Consider the following 17,073-nt stretch of genomic DNA (forward strand, 5'->3'; position numbering starts at 1 on the left):
TCATGAAACAACTTCTCTGCGTCCTTTTAATCTCAGCGGTGCAAGCTCTGCCCGCCGCCGAGCCGCTCGATTTCACGGTGAAACTCGAAACGGTGATGAAGCATGATGATGGGAAGTTCCTGTGGTTTCATCCACGCGCCGCGCCGGTGCCGGGTGGCGTGGTGATGACGATCCAGAAGCACCTGAAGGTCTCCGATTATTACTCCGGGCTGTATTTCATGCGACGCGAGGGCTTGGATGGCGCATGGAGCGGGCCGGTGCTGCCGCCAGAAATCGACTGGCAGCCGCAGGCGGATGGCGTGACGCTTAGCGTGGCCGATGTCACGCCGGGCTGGCATGAGCAGACGGGCAAACTCATCGCCATCGGCTGCCGCGTGCGCTACAGCCCAAAGGGCAAGCAACTCGATGACGTGAAGCGCTCGCATCAGACCGTGTATGCCGTCTTCGATCCGAAAACCTCAAAGTGGACGCCGTGGCAGGTTTTGGAGCTTCCGGAGGTCGAGGAGTTCAATTTCGCCCGCAACGCCTGCGCGCAGTGGGTCGTGAAAAGCGACGGGAAACTGCTCGTGCCGCTCTACATCGCGAAAAGCGCCAAAGACCGCTACAGCACGACCGTGGCCGAGTGCCGCTTCGATGGCGAAAAGCTCGTCTATGAGCGAAACGGCAACGTTTTGCGCCTCGACGTGGCTCGTGGGCTTTATGAGCCATCTTTGATCGCGTTTGGCGGCCGCTACTACCTCACGCTGCGCAATGATGTGCGTGGCTATGTCAGCGTGAGCGATGATGGCCTGCACTTTGCCGAACCGAAGCCGTGGACCTTCGACGACGGCGTGGAACTCGGCAGCTACAACACGCAGCAGCACTGGCTGGCGCATCGCGACGGCCTTTTCCTCGTCTATACCCGCCGCGGCGCGAACAACGACCACATCGTCCGTCACCGTGCGCCGCTGTTCATGGCACGCGTCGATCCCGAGAAGCTTCAAGTCATCCGCGCGACCGAAAAAGTCGTCGTCCCCGAGCGCGGCGCCGAGATGGGCAACTTCGGCTGCGCCCGCATCAACGAGAACGAATCGTGGGTGACCGTGTGCGAAGGCATGTTCATGAAGGACTCCAAAGCCCGCGGTGCCGAGGGTGCGACGTTTGTGGCACGCATCCTGTGGTCGAAGCCGAACCCACCAAGCCCATGAGCGAACCGCTTGTCTATCTCAATGACCGCTTCATGCCCGCCTCGCAGGCGAAGCTGAACATCTACGACCTCGGCATCGTGCTTGGCGCGACGCTGACGGAGATGACGCGGACGTTCCGGCACCGGCCGTTTCGCGCGGAGGACCATGTGGCGAGGCTGTATCGCTCGCTGAAGTTCTCTGGCATCACGGTGCCACTCCCGCCGGAGGAGATGCTGGTCCGCACGAACGAGCTGGCGGAGGCGAACTGCCAGCTCATCGGTCCCAACGAAGACATCGGCATTGTGCACTTCATCACGCCGGGCGAAAACGCGCTCTACGCCGGCAGTGCAGGCGCTTCAGGGCCTTTGCGGCCGACCATTTGCATCCACAGCTTCCCGCTCCTCTTTGAGATGTGGCGGCATCTGTTCATCGAGGGCGCGCATGTCGTCACGCCATCGATCCGGCACATCCCTCCGCAGTGCATCGAGCCCAAGACGAAGAACCGCAGCCGTCTGCACTGGTGGCTGGCTGACAAGCAGTCGCAGACCGTCGATCCACGTGCGATCACGCTGCTACTCGACCTCGACGGCAACGTGACCGAGTGTGCGGGCTCCAATTTCGTCATCATCAAAGGCAATACGATCCTTTCGCCGACGACACGGAACATCCTGCGGGGCGTGAGTCTGGAAACGGTGAAGGAACTCGCGCCGCAGATCGGCATGAAGTTCGTGGAGAAGGACTTCCAGCCCTACGACGTGGTGAATGCTGATGAGGCGTGGCTGACCACAACGCCCTATTGCTTGGCCCCATGCACCAAGATCAACAACAGCCCAATTGGCGATGGCAAGCCGGGACCATGGTTCAGGAAGATGATAACGGCGTGGAGCGAGCGTGTGGACCTGAATATCGAAGCGCAGATCATGGGAGGCGATGTTTCATCATGAAGCTGCTGGCATGGTTAATCTTGGGAATCACTATCGCCAGTGCCGAGCCAGATTGGGTGCTCGAAGGCACCGCACCGTGGCAGGCGCGGGATTCGCAGGCGGAGTGGGTCTTCAAAGACCGGCTGTGGATCGGCGGTGGGTGGTTTCAGTCCTATGCGGAGCCGCCGCGCGATGTGTGGGCCTCCGCCGATGGCAAAACGTGGTCTTTGATCGAAAAGAGCGCGCCGTGGCTGCACAGCGATCTGCCGATGAACGTCACCTTTGCCGACAAAATGTGGATCATGGGCGGCTGGCACAAAGGACGGCTGCCAGGGCATTCGGCGAGCAATCAAGTGTGGTCGTCGAGTGATGGCGTGAAGTGGGAGCAGGTCACCGCGCGCGCTGGATGGTCACCACGGCTCGCTGCTGGCCTCGTAGAGCATCGCGGCCGGATGTGGATGCTCGGCGGCACGGAGAACTACTACTTTGGCGACGAGAAGAGCCTGAAAAATGACGTGTGGTCATCGGCGGATGCCAAAACGTGGAAGCAGGAGACATTGAAAGCGCCATGGTCACCACGGGCGTATCATCAAGCGGTTGTTTTGAACGACAAAATCTACGTCCTCGGCGGCGGGAACTACGTGCCGTCGTATCACGCGAAGAACGACGTTTGGTCATCGAGCGATGGCGTGAACTGGACCTGCGAGACCGAGTCCGCGCCGTGGGAGCCGCGTTTGTGGTTCAGCTCTGCGGTGTATCGCGGGCGCATGTGGGTGCTCGGCGGCTGGTCCAAAGAGAAAGACAACTTTGGCGACGTGTGGCACAGCGCCGATGGCAAGAACTGGCAGCGTCTTGAGACGAAGACGTGTTGGAAAGCGAGACATGAGCATTCGGTGTTCGTCTTTCAGGACAAACTGTGGGTCGCGGGTGGTCATGCGCGGCCGCTTTCGAGCGAGGTGTGGTCGCTGAGTCTGCCGAAGGATTGGAAGCCGTGAAGACAGCAGGTGAGGACGCTGGCGCAGGCAATCACCGCACCTCCCACGCAGGCGGCAAGTCCTTCGACTCCGGCCCATACGTCTGCGAGACGATGAAGCCGCTGGCTTGTGAGGTGTAAAAGATGCGCCCATTGCTCACCACGGCGCCGAGGCACTCGCGGGAATCGATGGCGGGGCCGGTGGAGACGAGTTTGCCGTCTTGGGAGAGATCGATCATGTCCATGTTCGCACCGAGCACATACGGCTCGCTCATGGTGAAGCGGCAGCAGGCGTAGTTCGTTTGGATGCTGTAAACGACCTTGCCGGTGGCGCTGTCGAAGACGTTGCCTTTGCCACGCAGGGCGTTGGAGAACATGAACTTCTCGCCCACGCTCACCACGTTGAGCGCGGAGGTCACGGCGTCGCTCTTCCACACGAGCTTGCCGGTTTTAGCGTCGAGACACCACACGTGGCGGTCCTCGGTGCTGGCGTTCGCCTTGTTGTAGCCGCCGATGTAGAGCTTCCCATCGCGGGCGCTGAGCGTGCACTTGGAGGTGACGTAGTATTCATTCGTCTGCCACAGCACCTTGCCGCTCGCGGGATCGATGCAGCAGGTGAGGCCGTTGTTTTCGACGGGCAGGCCTCGGCGACGCTTCGTTTCGGCATCGTAGCCGAAGAAGACGCTGTAGTAGAGCTTTCCATCTAGCACGCAGATGCCGCAGTCATTGCCGCCGCGCCCGAACTCGAAGAAGTCCTTCTCCCACACGACCTTGCCCGTGTCCAAATCCCAGGCCCAGAGGCGCGGATGATGGTTCTTCGGGTAATACGGGTTGTCGTTCGAGTAGATGAAGCTCATCACCTCGCTGCCGTCCGCAGGCACCACGGGCGTGCCGCCAAAGGTGTAGGGCTTCTCGCTGCCTTGCGGCGCGTAATCGCCGCTGCCGCTGGCGTAGATCGCCACCTTGCCTGAAACGACTGGCGGGAACTGGCGGCTCCAGCTTGGGCTACCGGTGAAAGGCGCTTCCCACAGCAGATTCCCCGTCGCAGCATCGAGACAGCGCACAAACGACTTCTTCATGCCCGCCTGCGGCACCAGCAGCTTGCCGTCGATGTAAAGCGGCGAGGTGAAGCTCAAATACACATCCGGAAACCACTTCCGCCAAAGCAAACGCCCCGTGTCCTGCTCGCAGGCGATGATCTGGCCCTCCGCCGTGTGCGTGTACATCCGCCCTCCGCCGCAAACCGGCAGATGCTTCACCGTGCCTTCAAGGCGCCGCGCCCAGCGCATGCGCAGCGGCGGCTTGAGGTCCTGGTTGTTCGAGTTCTGGCCCGCGAAGTTGCCGTAGTTCGTGTACCAGTCGTATTTCGCATCGGCGAGCTTGCCGGTGAGCGGGGAGCGGATGGGGTAAGTGGCAGTGCCGGTGACGTTGTGACCCGTCACAAGCTGATCCGTTTTATAAGGAGCGTATCTGGAGAGGTGTCCGCCTTCGTCGGTGACATAGATACTGCCATCGGCAACAGCGACCGGGGTTGAGATCGAGTTTGTACTTACACCCAGCTTTGTTACAGGCACGTCGCCGCTAAGTGCGGCAACATAAAGCGTTCCATCCAAACTACCAAAGATCACATGCCGCTTCGTCAGAACCGGCGGCGCGATGGCTCCGGCTCCGCTCAGCGTTTTCAGCTCTTTGGAGGTCATATCGTGCCGGATGAGGCCGCGTGCGGTCTCCGGTTTCACGCGAAACACCTCGCTACCCCGAATCGCCACCGGCGAGAAGCTCAGCAAGCCATCCATGCGGATGTTCGTGTCGGTGCCGGGCACGAAGTCGCCGGTTTTCAGCGTGTCGCCTTCGAGGCGCATGATGTCCACGCGACCGGCGTTGTCGCGGCGGTGCCATTGGACATAGACGTTGCCGTCGTCATCGGCGCTTTGGCCGAAGGTGGCGGGAAATTCCTTGCCGGACCACTCGGGGATCTCGCCGGTGGCTTTGAGCTTCGGCGCAGCACCGGTGTCTTCAAGGAAGAGCGTGCGACCACCGGCGGGAATGACGACGACATTGCCTTTGATCAGACAAATGTCCCGCGAGCAAACGAAGTGATCCTTCCACGTCACGCGACCATCGCTGGAGGTCGGTTTGGTGCCCGGTTTGAGCGTGGCGAGCATGCGCTTCTCGCAAAACGCGGCCCAGGACTCGCCGCTCCAGCGGTTGCCATCGAAGCCGACGACTTCCTTCACGAAATCCCATTTCCAGAGCTGCTTGCCTTCAAACGTCATCGCCAGCACCTGCGCCCCGAGCGTGGCCACATACACGCGATCCTTCGCCACGACTGGCGTGCTGAAAATCGGCTCGCCGCAGTCGATCTCGGCCACCACGGCACCGCTGTCGCGGTCCAGCACATAGTAGATTCCAGCCGTCGTGCCGAAATGAAGCCACTTTCCCGCGATGGCAGGCGAGCTGACATTATTGACGTTTTGCTTCCCACCCTTGCTTTGGAATCGCCAGAGCTCTTTGAGCGTCTTCGCATCAAAACAAGCCGCGCAGCCCGATCCATCGACGACATACACCTTCTCACTCGCGACCACCGGCGAGGTGTAAATGCCATCCGTCATCGCCACCGCGCCTTGCAGGCCGAGTTTCTCGACATCAAGGTCGATTTGAGCCGCATTGCCGCTGTGGGCGGCATTGAACATGAACTGCGGCCAGTCCTCGGCGGAGGCATTCAAGCTGAAAACGAGGGCAAAAGACAGGAGCAGGCGCTTCATGGGCTGAGAATACGAAATGAGGCGGCCGAACTCGCAACTTGAAGAATCTTCCTGTTTATCGTGTTTACCTACCGCATGCCCAACCGCCGCCACTTTCTCTCCACAATCGCTTTGGCCCCTCTCGCCGCCCGCAGCCAGGACGCGCCAACGTTTCCGCCGACCCGTAAGATCACGAAAGGGCCGGGATTCCACTGGTTCGCCTACTACGACAAGCTGCAGTTCTCGCCGGACAACCGCTTCGTGCTGTCGAACAAGGTCAGCTTCGAGCATCGCTCGCCGACGGCGGACGATGTGATCGAAGTCGGCATGGTGGACATTCAGGATGGCGATAAATGGATTCCGCTCGGCAAATCGAACGCGTGGAACTGGCAGCAAGGCTGCATGCTGCAATGGATTCCAGGCACGGAGTCGAAGGTTATCTGGAATGACCGCGAGAAGGACAAGTTCGTGAGCCACATCCTCGATGTGAAGACGATGGAGAAGCACACCCTTCCCTTCCCGGTCTATGCTTTGAGCCCGAACGGCAAGGAAGGCGTGAGCTGCGACTTTTCCCGCGTGGCCGATTGCCGTCCTGGATATGGCTACGCGGGTATCAAGGACCGCTTTTTCGAAGACATGGCTCCCGAGGGCAGCGGCGTGACGCATGTGAACCTCGAAACAGGAGCGGAGAAGCTCATCGTGAGCCACAAGACGCTCGCGAACACCGGCCCGGTGATGGAAAATCACCCGGACTCGAAGCATCACGCGTATCATTTGCTCGTGGGGCCGGATGGGAAGCGCTTCATCATGCTGCACCGCTGGACGCAGCCAAAGGGCGGTCATCTGACGCGACTCATCACGGCAAACATGGACGGCAGCGACCTGCGCATCGTCATCCCGAATGGCTACGCGTCTCATTTCATCTGGCGGGATGCCACGCACATCCTCTCACAGGCGAAGGGCTGGCTGGGAAACAACGACTGGGGTGATTTCCTGTTTGAGGACAAGGACAGCGGCATCGTGGAGGAGATCGGTCACGGCATCCTCGATAAAGGCGGGCACCTCACCTACCTCAAGAACAACGAGTGGATTCTCAACGACACCTACGCTCAAGGCGTGCGCCGCATCCAGACGCCGCACCTGTATCACATCGCCTCGAAGAAACGCATCGACCTGGGCTACTTCCCGCAGCCGCCGGAATACAAAGGCGAGTGGCGCTGCGACTGCCATCCGCGCAGCAGCCGCGATGAGAAGCTCGTCTGCATCGACGCTCCCGATGGGGCGAACGGTCGCCAGCTTCACCTGATCGACATCGAAGGGCTGCTAACGTGATTCCAGCGCCAGACAGGCCACGTTTTTGACGTATTCTTGGAGTGCCCATGATCCGCCCCCTTCTTGTCCTTTTTGCCGCCACGTTGACCTCGCTGCCTGCCGCGCCGGTGAAGGTCGAGTTCAATCGCGACGTGCGCCCGATCCTGTCTGAGAACTGCTTTGCCTGCCATGGCTTCGATCCGAAGCATCGTGAAGGCGGGCTGCGGCTGGATACGTTCGAGGGAGCCACGGAGAACCGCGATGGCTCACGCGGCATTGTGCCGGGTGATCTGGCCCAATCAGACGCGTGGCAGCGGATCATCAGCGACGACAAGGACGAGGTCATGCCGCCGCCGAAGTCGCACAAACAGCCGCTCAGCAGCAAGCAGCGCGAGATTCTGAAGGCGTGGATCGAGCAGGGCGCTACTTACCAGCGCCATTGGGCCTTTGAGCCGCCGAAGCGTGAGGATCCACCTGCTATCGAGGGTGCTTCGCATCCGATTGACCGGTTTATTCAGAAGCGGCTCGCGGAGGAGAAATTGAAGCCCTCTTTCGAAGCCGATCCAGCCACGCTGATTCGGCGTGTGTGCCTCGATTTGACCGGCTTGCCGCCTTCGCCCGCTGATTTGGCCGACGCGGCGACCTGGTCCGACAAAAAATACCGCGCTCTGGTGGATCGCCTGCTCAAGAGCCCGCACTATGGAGAACGCTGGGGCCGCTGGTGGCTGGATCAGGCGCGCTACGCGGACTCAAACGGCTACTCCATCGACGCACCGCGTCAGATTTGGAAGTTCCGCGACTGGGTGGTGGATGCGCTGAACAAGGACATGCCCTTCGATCAGTTCACGATCGAGCAACTCGCTGGCGATCTGCTGCCGAAGGCCAGTGAGAGCCAGGTCATTGCCACCGGATTCCATCGCAACACGCAGATCAATCAGGAGGGCGGCATCGACAAGGAGCAGTTCCGTATCGACAGCGTGTTCGATCGCGTGGCGACGACTGGTAGCGTTTGGCTCGGACTCACGGTCGGCTGCGCGCAATGCCACGACCACAAGTTCGATCCGATCGAGCAGAAGGAGTATTACCGCATGTTTGCGTTCCTGAACAACCAGGACGAGCCGGAACTGAAGGTCTTTGATCCGAAGGTGAATGTGAAAGCGCTCGCGGCCGAGTTCAAAGACGTCGAGAAGAGGCTCAACGCGCTCATCAAGGAGCGCTATGACGAGGAGCGCCGCTGGGAGAAGGAAATGGCTCCCGATTTCCGCACGAAGCTCACTGCCGCGGTGAAGAAGGCCGTGGACAAGCCAGAGGCCAAGCGTTCGCTCGCCGATAACATCACCATTTTCACCGTCTTCACGCAGCCGAGCGATCCGCTGCGCATCCTGAACGACCGGCACAAGGAACTCGACACGCTGCTGAACAAAGGCACGACGACGATGGTGCTCAAAGAACTGCCGAAGCCGCGCAAGACGACGGTGTTCATCAAAGGTGACTTCACACGTCCCGCCGATGAAGTGACGCCTGGCACGCCGAAAGTGCTGCACGCGTTTGAAAAAACCAATCCGCAACCCAATCGCCTCGATCTCGCCAAATGGATCGTCAGCCCGCAGAACCCGCTCACGGCGCGTGTGATCGCGAATCGCGTTTGGCAGCAGTACTTTGGCCGCGGTATCGTGGAGACGGACAACGACTTCGGATCGCAGGGCACGCTGCCTTCGCACCCGGAATTGCTCGACTGGCTCGCCACCGAGTTCCTGGCGAAGAAATGGAGCCTCAAGGAACTGCATCGCCTCATCGTCACCTCGCACACCTATCGCCAAAGCTCCTCCAACCTGCCGGAACTCATCGAAAAGGACCCCAACAACTACCTTCTTGCCCGGCAGACGCGTCTGCGCCTCGACGCTGAACTCGTGCGCGATGTCTGCCTGTCGGCCAGCGGCCTGCTATCGTCGAAAATTGGCGGTCCGCCGGTGTACCCGCCCATTCCGGATGGCGTGATGGGCCAGGGGCAGGTGAAGCGCGTGTGGACCGTGAGCAAGGGCGAAGACAAATACCGTCGCGGCCTCTACACCTTCGTCTATCGAGCCTCGCCACCGCCAGAGCTGACGGTTTTCGACGCGCCAGAGGGTTTCAACAGCTGCACCCGCCGCATCCGCAGCAACACACCGCTGCAGGCGCTCACGCTGATGAACGATCCCGGCTTCTACGAGTTCGCGACCGCGTTGGAGAAGATCATCAAGAAAGACGGCCTCGAAGCCGCCTTCAAACGCTGCACCGCCCGCTCGCCGAAGCCGGACGAGCTCGCGGTGCTGAAGAAGCTCGACACGCTCAATGCGGCCCGCACGCTGCTAAATCTGGATGAAACCATCACCCGTGAATAAGACCATGAAACTGATTTTTACCCTCCTTCTGACCGCATTCACCGTGTTCGCCAATGATGCTGTTCGCGCCTTCATCGACGACACTCAGCCCGGTTTCCGCGATTTGAAGGCGGAGGATTTTACGAAGGTGAACAGCGCCGATGACACCTGGAACTGGAAGGATGGTGTCTTGCACTGCACCGGGAAGCCCGTGAGCGTGATGCGCACGGTGAAGGAGTTCAAAAACTTCGAGATGGTCGTCGAGTGGAGCCATCAAAAGCCGGCCGGGAACTCCGGCGTGTTTGTTTGGGCCACTCCGGCGTCGATTGAGAAGCTCACTGCGGCTGGAAAGCCCGGCCTGCCTCATGGCATCGAGGTGCAGGTGCTCGATCATGGTTACACAGACAAGGTTAAGGCCGCGGGCGGCAAAACCGACTGGTTCGGCACGAATGGCGATGTGTTTCCTGTGGGCGTGAAGATGACGCCTTTCCCGCCGCTCTCACCCGATGGCAGCCGTAGCTTCCCGCGCAAGCACCTTGCGAAAGGCCACGGCGAATGGAACCACTACTACATCCGCGCCATCAATGGCGAGGTGCGCCTCTGGGTGAATGGTGAGGAAGTCAGCGGCGGCACCGGCTGCAACCCTGCCCAGGGCTTCCTGTGCCTCGAAAGTGAAGGCTCTCCCATTCTTTTCCGCAAACTCCGCATCCGCGAACTGCCATGAATCCCCTTCTTCACCAAACACGCCGTCATTTCTTCAGCCGCTGCGGTGTCGGCGTCGGCACGATGGCGCTTTCGCAGCTTCTGGCGCGTGAGGACGCGCTGACGCCGAAGAAGACGCACTTCCCCGCGAAGGCGAAGAGCGTCATTTTTCTTTTCATGGCCGGAGGGCCGTCACAGCTCGACATGTTCGTGCACAAGCCGGAATTGCAGAAGCGCAACGGCCAGCCGATCCCGGAGAGCTTCACCAAGGGCAAGCGCTTTGCCTTCATGGACAGCAGCCATCGCACCAACCTGCTCGCCACGAAGTTCGCGTTCCGCCAGCACGGCCAGTCGGGCGCCTGGGTGAATGATTTGCTGCCGCACACGGCGTCGATGGTCGATGACCTCGCCTTCGTGCACTCCTGCAAGACGGATCTCTTCAATCACGCGCCGGCGAAGTTCTACATGAACACCGGCAGCGGGCTGTTTGGCCGCCCCAGCATGGGTGCCTGGGTCACTTACGGCCTCGGCAGCGAGTGCGACGAACTGCCCGGCTTTGTCGTGCTGCAAAGCGGGCCACGCGGGCCGCGAGGCGGGGCCGCGTTGTGGAGCAGCGGTGTTTTGCCGACGACCTACCAAGGCGTGCCGCTGCGCAACACGGGCGACCCGATTGTGAATCTGTCCTCACCGAAGGAAATCGACGCGAAAAAGCAGCGACAAGTCGTCGATGCTGTGCGTGAGCTCAATCTGAAGCGTCTCGTTGAAACCGGCGACCAGGAGATCTCCACGCGCATCAACGCTTATGAAATGGCCTACCGCATGCAAACCAGCGCGCCGGAGCTGATGGACATTCAGGGCGAAAGCCAGGCCACGCTCGACCTCTACGGCATCAAGGATGCCAAAGAGACCACCTTTGCACGCAACTGCCTGCTCGCCCGCCGCCTCGTCGAGCGCGGGGTGCGCTTCGTGCAGCTCTACGACACAAACTGGGACCACCACGGCGGCGTTTCAGAGAATCTGGAGAAACACATGCCGATGAAGTGCGCCGACATCGACCGCCCCTGCGCCGCACTCGTGCGAGATCTGAAGCAACGCGGCCTGCTCGACGACACGATCGTCGTTTGGGGCGGTGAATTTGGCCGCACGCCCATGGGTGAGGTGCGCGAGTCCACCGGACGCAACCACCACATCGACGCCTTCACCATGTGGTTCGCCGGTGGCGGCTTCAAACCGGGCGTGCAATACGGCGAGACGGACGAATTCGGCTTCGGTGCCGTCGAGAACCCCGCGCATGTGCACGACATCCACGCCACGCTCCTGCACCAGCTCGGCTTGAATCACGAAAAGCTCACCTTCCGCTCCCAAGGCCTCGACTTCCGCCTCACCGGCGTCGATCCGGCCAAGGTGCTGAAGGATGTGCTGGCGTGAGGCTTGTTGTGATCACACCAGCGCGGCGATGCGGCGGCAGACTTCTTCGACGTTCGAGCGGCTGTTGAAGGCGCTGATGCGGAAGTAGCCTTCGCCGGCGCTGCCGAAGCCGCTGCCGGGGGTGATGACCACGTTCGCTTCGTTGAGCATCTTGTCGAACATCTGCCAGCTGGTAAGGCCGCCGGGGCAGCCGACCCAGACGTAGGGAGCGTTCACGCCGCCATAGACGGCGAGACCGGCCTTCTTGCAGGCCTCGACGAGCAGCGCGGCATTGCCCATGTAGTGCTCGATGAGCGCTTTAACCTGCGCCTTGCCCTCGGGGCTGTAGATGGCCTCGGCACCGCGTTGGACGATGTAGCTGGTGCCGTTGAACTTCGTGCTGTGACGACGGCTCCAGAGCGGATGGATGGCCTGCTTGCCACCGGCCTTCGTTTTGCCCATGAGACTCTTCGGAATGACGACGATACCGCAGCGCACGCCGGTGAAACCGCCGTTCTTCGAGAAGCTGCGAAACTCGATGGCGCAGTCGCGAGCGCCTTCGATCTCATAAATGGAACGCGGCAGCTCAGGATCGCGGATGAAGGCCTCATAAGCGGCGTCGTAGAGGAGCGTGGTGCCGTTCGCGAGGGCGTATTTCACCCAGGCTTCGAGCTGGGCGCGGGTGGCGACAGCACCCGTCGGGTTGTTCGGGTAGCAGAGGTAGGCCAGATCGACCGGCTCGGAAGGAATGTCGGCCACGAAACCATTCTCGGGCGTGCATTTGAGGTAGTGGAGACCGGCGTAAGCGCCGCTGTCATCCGCATCGCCGGTGTTTCCAGCCATGACGTTCGTATCGACATAGACGGGATACACCGGATCGGTGATCGCGATCTTGTTCCCCGCGCCGAAGATGTCGAGGATGTTGCCGGTGTCGCACTTGCTGCCGTCGGAGATGAAAATTTCATCGGCCTCGATGTTGATGCCGCGGGATTTGAAATCGTTCTCGGCGATGGCGTTGCGGAGGAAGTCGTAACCCTGCTCCGGGCCGTAGCCGCGGAAGGTGGAGCGGTCGCCCATTTCATCGACGGCTTTGTGCATGGCGGTGCGCACGGCTTCAGGGAGTGCCTCGGTCACATCGCCGATGCCGCAGCGGATCAGGCGCTTCGCGGCCTCGGTGTTCGCCTCGGTGAAGGCTTTCACGCGGCGGGCGATTTCGGGGAAGAGGTAACCGGCTTTGAGCTTGTTGTAATTTTCGTTGATGTAGGCCATGGCGGGAAAAGGGCCGCCAGTGTGGCGAGTCAAAACAATGGGTCAAGGAAGCCCATTTGATGATTATCACCGTCCATTGGGGCCGCTTTTTACCTAAGCGATGCACAACTAAGAGACTGAAAATTAATGCTTTATAAATATTATTTTACAACTTTTTTGCGCAAAGAAGATGGCCATAGTCACTTTTGAACCGTTTATAAAAAGTGAGTCAATTATTCAATAATGCCAGAAATTGCCTCCACAACCTAACCAGCCATGAAAAATGCTCACTCGGCGCTTCTGTCACTGCTACTCGTGACCGTTCTCATCAGCAGTTGTGCCTATCCGCAGGCGGAGCAATTGCAGCAGAGGCCTTTGAGCTTCAACAAGCCGGGATTATGGCACAAATCACATCTGACTTGGCGGCTGAACACTTTGACACCAATTCCTAGCCATCTCTCGGAAAGCGAGTTGCGCAGAGAAATTGACAAAAGTTTCCGGAGCTGGGAACCAGGGCGGGTCTTTACTTTTTCCCCCTCGGCGGGTGGCCGTGCTGATATTGTGGTTGGCTTTGACTCCCCGCCCGGCAAGTCCTGGGATGGTCGCCTGGGCATGATGACAGAAGCGACATTCCCATGGACCACCAAGCGGGGTCACATTTTTCTCGATCCTTCGGAGTGGTGGAGCACCAAATCGTTTGCCTGGCTTGCGGATCCCATCATTGACTGGCTTCCGTATTCGATCGGCAATGTGCTTGGCCTTCCACACACAGATCGGTTTGGTTCAAGAGGAGGCACCGGGCCTTTCAACCTGCCGGGAAGAGAGGACTTCGATGCACTGCGACAGCTTTACGCGGCTGATTCCTTCTCCCCGACGGGTGCCTACGGAGTCATCAACGATTCTGGCTACCGATTTAGCGCCCATTGACCAGCCGCTTTGAAGTAATTCGATTCAGAGCATCAAGGCAAGATTTCGCCCGGGCTATCCGTGCATGCAAGGATGTTTCGACCTCTGCTAATCATCTCGCTTCTTGCCTTGTGGCTTGATTGCTCGCGGACCCTCCGGGCCTTGGACTTCCCCTCCACACCGCCCGTGGAGCCGCAAAACGCCGCGAAGACCTTCCATGTGCTCGACGGCTTTGAGATGCAGCTCATCGCCGCCGAGCCGCTCGTCAACGATCCCGTCGCCATTACCTACGATGCCGATGGCCGCGCCTACGTGTGCGAGATGAACGACTACCCCTACACCGACAAGGCCGCGCACAAGCCCAGCCAGGAAAACCCCACGGATGCCCACATCGGCAAAGTGCGTCTACTCACCGATACCGATGGCGACGGCACCTTCGACAAGGCCACCGTCTTCGCCGAGGGCCTCTCCTGGCCCACCGGGGCCGCATGCTGGAAAGGCGGCATCTTCGTCACCGCTACGCCGGACGTTTGGTATCTCAAAGACACGAATGACGACGGCGTGGCCGATGTGCGGCAAAAGGTCTTCACCGGCTTCAAAAAGCTCAACGTCCAGGCCGTCATGAACAACCCCATCTGGGGCCTCGATCACCGCATCTATATCGCCGGCGGCTCGAACGGCGGCGAAATCCAACGCGTGCCCGGCAGCGAGAGCGTCATGCCGATTCCAAGCGACTTCAAACCGCTCCCCATCAAGCGAAACGACTTCTCCTTCGACCCCAGCACCGGCGATGTGCGCCTCGAAAGCGGCGGCGCACGCTTCGGCCAGACCTTCGATGATTGGGGCAACCGCTTCCTCTGCAACATCCGCAATCCCTGCCAGCACGTCGTCCTGCCGTATCGCTACCTCGCGCGGAACCCGTATCTCGTCGTCCCCAGCGCCCTGAACGACTGCGCCGAGGCCGGCGACCAGCTCCCCGTCTGGCGCACCAGCCCGCCCGAGCCCTGGCGGGAGTTCCGCGCGAAGCGCTGGGTGCAGGAAGGCAGTCACCTGCCGAAAAGCGAGCTCGTCGGCGCTGGCGTCGTCACCTCATCCAGCGGCATCACCGTCTATCGCGGCGATGCGTATCCGAAAGAGTATCGCGACTTCGCCTTCGTCGCCGATGTGGCCGGCAATCTCTTCTATCGCATGAAGCTCGTGCCCGACGGCGTCACCTTCAAAGCCGTGCAGGTCGATGGAAACAAAAATTTCTGTACCAGCGACGACCTCTGGTTCCGCCCCGTGAATTTCGTCAACGCCCCCGACGGCTGCCTCCATGTCTGCGACATGTATCGCGAAGTCATTGAGCACCCCTGGAGCATCCCCGACGACATCCACGCCGCCGTCGATCTCCTGCGCGGCAAAGACAAAGGCCGCATCTGGCGGCTAGCGCCGAAAAGTGGTGCAGCTGTCCCGGCTCCTTCATCGCAGGCCAGAGGCCTGCGCCACACTCCCAAACTCAGCGCCGCGAGCACCACCGACCTCGTCGCCCTCCTCGACCACCCGAACGCGTGGCATCGAGAAACTGCGCAGCGTTTGCTGTTTGAACGCCAGGACAAAGCCGCCGTGGAGCCACTGCGGGAGCTGGTGAAGAGCGGGAAGACGGCGCAGGGCAAACAACATGCATTGTGGGCACTTCACGGAACTGATCACGGAGGATCTCAATCAGAGACAATGCCTGCACCACGGGTCGGAGTTGAACCAGAAGGTTCTGACCGTCAAACAGCCAAGCTTGGGCAGCTCACTCTACGATTACTTGATGAAGTTTTGAATGACGACGGCACCGACAAACTCCTCGCATCCACCGCGTGGAGACTGAAGGCGGAATTCATCGCAAAGACGCCTCCTGCCTATCATCGTTTTAATGATGATGTTCTCGTCATGCGAACATCAAGAATCGAGCCTGGAACACAGGCTCTACTCTGGGCTGCTTTTGCCCTTGGTGAGGCAGGACATGCCAGTGACTACTATCCTGAGCGGCTTATCTATCTGATTCGCAACGGCGATGGCGATCCGTGGCTTGGAATTGCGGCAGAACTTGCTGCTGCTTCGATGAACCCAAGCCAAGTCTTGTGGTTGTTTGCTTATGGCCCTCCCACAGGTGCGCCAGATGCCTATTACCGGATCCTTCGAGGCGCGTCAGCAAGAATGGCGGCTTCAACAGCAGACTCCAAGCAAACCCTGGAGTTCCTCGATCAAGCCTGCACCAACCGTAGGCTTGTTGTAGGGCATGCATTCATCCCGGATGAGTTGATTGAACACATTCTTGTTGGATTAAATGCGGGCTTACTGACCAAAGGAGTCACCCTGCAATCACTGGCACCGCCAAAAAGGCTTTCAGATTGGTTGCAGCAGAGGACGACCACGGCGGTATCCAAACTCAACGATCGGAAACTACCGTCGGGGGAGCGAATTCGGCAAATTTCGCTTCTCACGCTACTTTCGCCTGACCAATCCATTTCAGCTTTAGAGGTTTTGGTTAAGCCCGACGAACTACCTGACCTCCAACTCGCCGCCCTCGAAGCCCTTGGCAGCTACCGCGAACCCGCCGTCGCCGACATGCTTATCAACGCGTGGCCAAAACTGACGCCAACACTTCGCGACAAGGCCACCACGATCCTGCTCTCGCGCTCGGAGCGCATCGCGAAGCTGCTGGATGCCATCGAGGCAAAGAAGATCACGCCCGCGCAGCTCAGCGTCGCCGCGAAGGCCACGCTGGGGCGGCAGAAGGCGCCTGCGCTGGCCGAACGCATCGCGAAGCTCATCGGCGATGGTTCGTCATCGAACCGGAAGGAGATCATCGCGAGGTATCTCACGGCCATGCTGGGTAGTGATGCGGGCACTCTTGCCCGCAATGAGAGCGTGGTTGCGGGCAGGAGTGCCCGCACCACCGGAGACGCCACTCGCGGCGCGAAAATCTACGAAACGGCCTGCATGGTCTGCCACAAGTTCGCGGACAAGGGCAACGACGTCGGCCCGCACCTCGGAACGATCAAAGCGTGGACCGCCGAGCAGCTCGTCACGAACATCCTCGACCCGAATCGCGAGGTCTCGCCGAATTTCGCACTCTACCTCGTCGAAACCAACGACGGCCGCACCCTCAGCGGCCTCATCACCAGCGAGACCGCCGGCAATCTCACCCTCAAACGCGCCGATGGCGGCACGGACACGGTTTTGCGCAGCGAAATCAAGACCCTCACCAGCCCCGGCATCTCCCTGATGCCCGAAGGTCTCGAAGCTGCCATCACGCCGCAGCAGATGGCGGACTTGATCGCGTATTTGAAGATGCCTTGA

General features: G+C 60.2%; 11 protein-coding genes. 9 read left to right on the forward strand and 2 right to left on the reverse strand.

Annotation, left to right across the window (positions count from 1 at the left end; all coding sequences use genetic code 11):
- Window positions 1-2 precede the first annotated feature (2 nt).
- The 3 genes from ACILSE_RS07390 to ACILSE_RS07400 are packed head-to-tail and all read left to right on the forward strand — an operon-like array spanning window position 3 to window position 3,084.
- Entirely contained in the window at window positions 3-1,187 is a 1,185-nt protein-coding gene (locus ACILSE_RS07390) for an exo-alpha-sialidase (protein ID WP_395716732.1), read from the forward strand.
- Window positions 1,184-2,110 (forward strand): aminotransferase class IV, encoded by a 927-nt coding sequence (locus tag ACILSE_RS07395; RefSeq protein WP_395716733.1) that lies wholly within the window; start codon window positions 1,184-1,186, stop codon window positions 2,108-2,110. Before ACILSE_RS07390 ends, ACILSE_RS07395 begins: the two co-directional genes overlap by 4 nt.
- Window positions 2,107-3,084 carry a galactose oxidase gene (locus ACILSE_RS07400; protein ID WP_395716734.1) on the forward strand — a complete coding sequence of 326 codons (978 nt, stop codon included), beginning with the start codon at window positions 2,107-2,109 and terminating at the stop codon, window positions 3,082-3,084. The genes ACILSE_RS07395 and ACILSE_RS07400 overlap by 4 nt, the downstream gene beginning before the upstream one ends.
- A 31-nt stretch (window positions 3,085-3,115) precedes the next feature.
- Here the strand turns inward: ACILSE_RS07400 and ACILSE_RS07405 are convergent, their stop codons facing one another.
- The gene (locus ACILSE_RS07405; protein WP_395716735.1) at window positions 3,116-5,827 is read right to left on the reverse strand and encodes a PQQ-binding-like beta-propeller repeat protein; all 2,712 of its coding nucleotides are present in this window, start codon (window positions 5,825-5,827) and stop codon (window positions 3,116-3,118) included.
- A gap of 75 nt (window positions 5,828-5,902) precedes the next feature.
- Between ACILSE_RS07405 and ACILSE_RS07410 the strand changes: the two genes are divergently transcribed.
- Genes ACILSE_RS07410 through ACILSE_RS07425 form a run of 4 tightly spaced genes read left to right on the forward strand, consistent with a single transcriptional unit; the run spans window position 5,903 to window position 11,607 of the window.
- The gene (locus ACILSE_RS07410; RefSeq protein ID WP_395716736.1) at window positions 5,903-7,138 is read left to right on the forward strand and encodes a hypothetical protein; all 1,236 of its coding nucleotides are present in this window, start codon (window positions 5,903-5,905) and stop codon (window positions 7,136-7,138) included.
- 47 nt (window positions 7,139-7,185) lie between these two features.
- Window positions 7,186-9,498, forward strand: a complete 2,313-nt coding sequence (locus tag ACILSE_RS07415) for a PSD1 and planctomycete cytochrome C domain-containing protein (protein ID WP_395716737.1) — start codon at window positions 7,186-7,188, stop codon at window positions 9,496-9,498.
- 4 nt (window positions 9,499-9,502) lie between these two features.
- Window positions 9,503-10,201 carry a DUF1080 domain-containing protein gene (locus ACILSE_RS07420; RefSeq protein ID WP_395716738.1) on the forward strand — a complete coding sequence of 233 codons (699 nt, stop codon included), beginning with the start codon at window positions 9,503-9,505 and terminating at the stop codon, window positions 10,199-10,201.
- Window positions 10,198-11,607, forward strand: coding sequence for a DUF1501 domain-containing protein (locus ACILSE_RS07425; protein ID WP_395716739.1), 1,410 nt, complete (start codon window positions 10,198-10,200; stop codon window positions 11,605-11,607). Before ACILSE_RS07420 ends, ACILSE_RS07425 begins: the two co-directional genes overlap by 4 nt.
- Window positions 11,608-11,619: 12 nt before the next feature.
- On the opposite strand, the gene ACILSE_RS07430 is transcribed toward ACILSE_RS07425, so the two are convergent.
- Window positions 11,620-12,855, reverse strand: a complete 1,236-nt coding sequence (locus tag ACILSE_RS07430) for an LL-diaminopimelate aminotransferase (protein ID WP_395716740.1) — start codon at window positions 12,853-12,855, stop codon at window positions 11,620-11,622.
- Window positions 12,856-13,110: 255 nt separating this feature from the next.
- Here ACILSE_RS07430 and ACILSE_RS07435 point away from each other — a divergent pair, with 255 nt between their 5' ends.
- Entirely contained in the window at window positions 13,111-13,761 is a 651-nt protein-coding gene (locus ACILSE_RS07435) for a matrixin family metalloprotease (protein WP_395716741.1), read from the forward strand.
- 141 nt (window positions 13,762-13,902) lie between these two features.
- Entirely contained in the window at window positions 13,903-17,073 is a 3,171-nt protein-coding gene (locus ACILSE_RS07440) for a PVC-type heme-binding CxxCH protein (RefSeq protein WP_395716742.1), read from the forward strand.

The organism is Prosthecobacter sp. (genome assembly GCF_044236155.1).
In the GTDB taxonomy this organism is placed as follows: domain Bacteria; phylum Verrucomicrobiota; class Verrucomicrobiia; order Verrucomicrobiales; family Verrucomicrobiaceae; genus Prosthecobacter.